The organism is Pantoea sp. BAV 3049 (assembly GCF_009765445.1).
In the GTDB taxonomy this organism is placed as follows: Bacteria; Pseudomonadota; Gammaproteobacteria; order Enterobacterales; family Enterobacteriaceae; genus Erwinia.
The window spans coordinates 173-3,597 of sequence record NZ_WHOY01000031.1; the positions used below are offsets into that span (position 1 = coordinate 173).

2 protein-coding genes are annotated in these 3,425 nt (G+C 48.3%); both read left to right on the forward strand.

The genetic code is table 11. The annotated features are described in order from the left end of the window. Positions 1-1,864: hypothetical protein (locus tag GSQ70_RS00710; protein ID WP_199257196.1), on the forward strand; the 1,864-nt coding region annotated here is incomplete at its 5' end. Between the two features lie 475 nt (positions 1,865-2,339). Further along, positions 2,340-3,425: chitinase (locus GSQ70_RS00715; protein ID WP_199257197.1), on the forward strand; the 1,086-nt coding region annotated here is incomplete at its 3' end.

The window sequence follows — 3,425 nt, forward strand, 5'->3', positions numbered from 1 at the left end:
AGCGGCAATGCTCGGCGCGGCCAGCAGTCTGAATGTGTACGACAGCAGCGGCAAACTTGTGGACTTTTCAAAAGTGGTCATTGAGCTGGCCAGCAGCAATGGCGGAGACGGAAGTTTCACCACTCTGTTCTCGATAGATGAACTGCGTGCAACCGAGCCGAACAAAGCTGGCGAAATTGCGGTAGTGCTGCAATACCACCGTACTTCACGTGCTGGTGGCGGTATTTTTGTCTATGACCTGGAAGATAGCACTTCTGTCGACGATAAAGGCACCGTCTTTGTCACCCCGAAAGGTGCCCGCTGGAAGCGCTACCTCTCTAACTATGCTGACCTGACTGTAGGTGACTTTGGTGCAATACCGGATGGTAAAACCGACTGTCTGGATGCGGTTACCCATATGTGGAACTGGTCACAGCTCACTGATAAAGACACCAATAGCAAGCCTAATCAGAACATTGGTATTCGCTTCCCGGCTGGCCGCTACTTTATTTCGAAGTTTGATATCTCTGCCAGTGAAGTCGGGCGCTTCCGTCTGGCGGGTTCTCACGTTAACTTTGGCTACTACCCAAGCACCACGCTGGTGTCGGATGGTAAAGCCGGCGAATACATGTTCCTGATTAATGCCCGCTGGATGTCCATTTCCGGCCTGTTGATTGACGGTCAGGACAACACCAAAACCAAAGGCTTCCTGAAAAATATCGATCCGGGTGGCCAGTACGTTCGCGTGACCAGCATGTCGTTCAGCAATATGGGCGGTAGATGTCTGGATATGTTGGATACGCTGGATTGCAAAATTGACCAGTGGTATGCCAGTCACTGCTCGGCCACGGTCATTTATGCTACCTGGTCCGGTCGGGCAGAAGGTGTGTGGGATCACATTACCGCAGTTGAGCTGACTAACTTCAACGTTCAGCACGGCACCAAAGCGAATATGATCGATCTGCAGCGTGCCGGTCAGTCAATTATCCGTAACGGCTGGATTGAACACTGTGAGTATCCGGGCGATCTCTCAAACGGCCAGTGGATTTTTGATGCCTTCAACCTGGAAACTAACGTCAACCCGCTGAAACTTAACTCTACCCGTATTGTGTCTACCCAGCTCAATATGCAGGCTGGCTCGACAATGGATCTTACTCCCGATCCGAATCCGTGGTTGAGTCAATATGAAGATGGACAGCTGTGGCTGGAAAACCACGGGATGAAAATCGATGGTTCACTGAACTACCAGTACCTGACCTCGCCAGATTTTATAGATAACCGTACCAATGATGAAGCCTGGTTCCATGTGGCCGATCTGGAAGTACCGGAAAATACCACGGTAGTGAATGTCCGCCTGCTGGGTTCGTCGCAGTTCATTGGCATGAGTGATACGCAGACTGATTACACCACCCGTACCCCGGAAGGCGAAGCGATTATTTCGTTGCAGAATATCAACGGAACTTTCATTAACAGCTGGTCAGGAACAGGATCGATCCCATTAGTGGGGGTCAATGTAAAACCCCTGGCGACCAACAGAGTGCGGATCTACGTCAAACTGGCGAAATACACCGGGTTCTGCCGGGCGTGGTTTACCACCACTTCCTTTGACCGTTTTGCCCGAGGTGTTCGTTTCCGCCTGGAAAAAGCCTACACCAGAGTGACCGATACTGAAGTGCTGAAGGATCTCAACAGTGGGACTTCAACCACCTTATTCCAGCACTGGATGGGGCGTGAGCAGGTTGGTATTGGCTACAACAACAACAACCAGCTACTGATGCGTGGTCAACTGGTGAATACCTCCCGAACCGGGACCTCAACCAACAGTCTGCAGGTGTTCGTCAACGGTCAGCTTTATGCGATTGAGTTGAAGCCAATCACCAGTTAATAAGCTAATTTATCCCAGCAATTATTAATAAACCGGTCCGTAATGGCCGGTTTTTTTCGTGTTAAATAATTTGCCAGCAACGGCTATTTGTTATGCCAGAAACTCGCCGTGATGCTGGTATTATTAATGTTAAATGTGATTTTGAATATTTATTTATTATTTATCTTATGTTGCATGGATGAAATGTTAAGTGACGTATTTATTGGCTTTTTATTACTGTTTGTATCTTTGCCAGCAATAATTCTTTAATTTTCTGATGCAATCATTCTTACAGGTGGTAAATTCAAAGGGTTACCAATATTTTAGCGGTGCTTTTTAATTATTGAAATTGAGTAAATATCCTCTGGGCGTAAAATTAATTACAGCAAAGTCATTATGCAGGATAAATGGTGGCTTTACTCAGGCGTGGCGTTCGCCGTAGCGCTGTGTAATTAACAGCATATGAAGTTACTCTCAATAATTAAATGGAGTGGTTATGTCCGAGAAAACACCTTCACTACAGAGTAGTGAAAATAAAATTGTGATGGGCTTCTGGCACAACTGGGCGCCAGAACCGGGCCAGGGATATAAACTGGGTCGTTTTACTGAAATGGCGCTGTCAGAAATTCCCGTGGAGTATAATGTTATCGCCGTTGCTTTTATGAAGGTGCTGGATAACAGCAGCCGGATTCCTGATTTCAAACCTTATAAAGGCACGGAAGCTGAGTTCCGTCGTCAGATTGACCTGGTTCACGCCCAGGGTCGTAAAGTGCTTATTTCTCTCGGTGGTGCGGATGCACATATTGAGCTGCACAGTGGAGATGAAGTGGCGCTGGCAAACCGCATTATTGCACTGACTAATCAGTACGATTTTGACGGGCTGGATATTGATCTGGAACAGGCTGCTATTACTGCTGCTGACAATCAGACGGTTATTCCTGCGGCACTGAAAGTGGTGAAAGATCATTTCCGTCCGCTGGGTAAAAACTTCACCATCAGTATGGCTCCGGAGTTTCCTTATCTGGTACAGGGCCGTGAATATAACGCCTATATTAACGGACTGGAAGGTTATTACGACTACATTGCACCGCAATTTTATAATCAGGGTGGCGACGGTGTTTATGTCGATGGCGTGGGCTGGATTGCGCAGAATAATGACGCACAGAAGGAAGACTTCCTTTATTACCTGACCGAAAGCCTGGTCACGGGTACCCGTGGTTTTATCAAAATCCCTCATGACAAATTTATTATCGGTCTGCCGACTAATAATGATGCAGCTGCCACTGGCTATGTCATTAATCCGCAGGATGTGTATAACGCGCTGGCACGACTGAAAGCGGCAGGACTGGATATTCTGGGCCTGATGACCTGGTCAGTGAACTGGGATGCCGGATTCACCCGCAGCGGTGAAGCGTATGCATGGGAATTTATCAATCGCTACGGCTATCTCGCCGGGGATGGCACGGTGCCAGAGCCAGAGCCAGAGCCAGAGCCAGAGCCAGAGCCAGAGCCAGAGCCAGAGCCAGAACCAGAACCAGAACCAGAACCAGAACCAGAACCAGAACCAGAACCAGAACCAGAA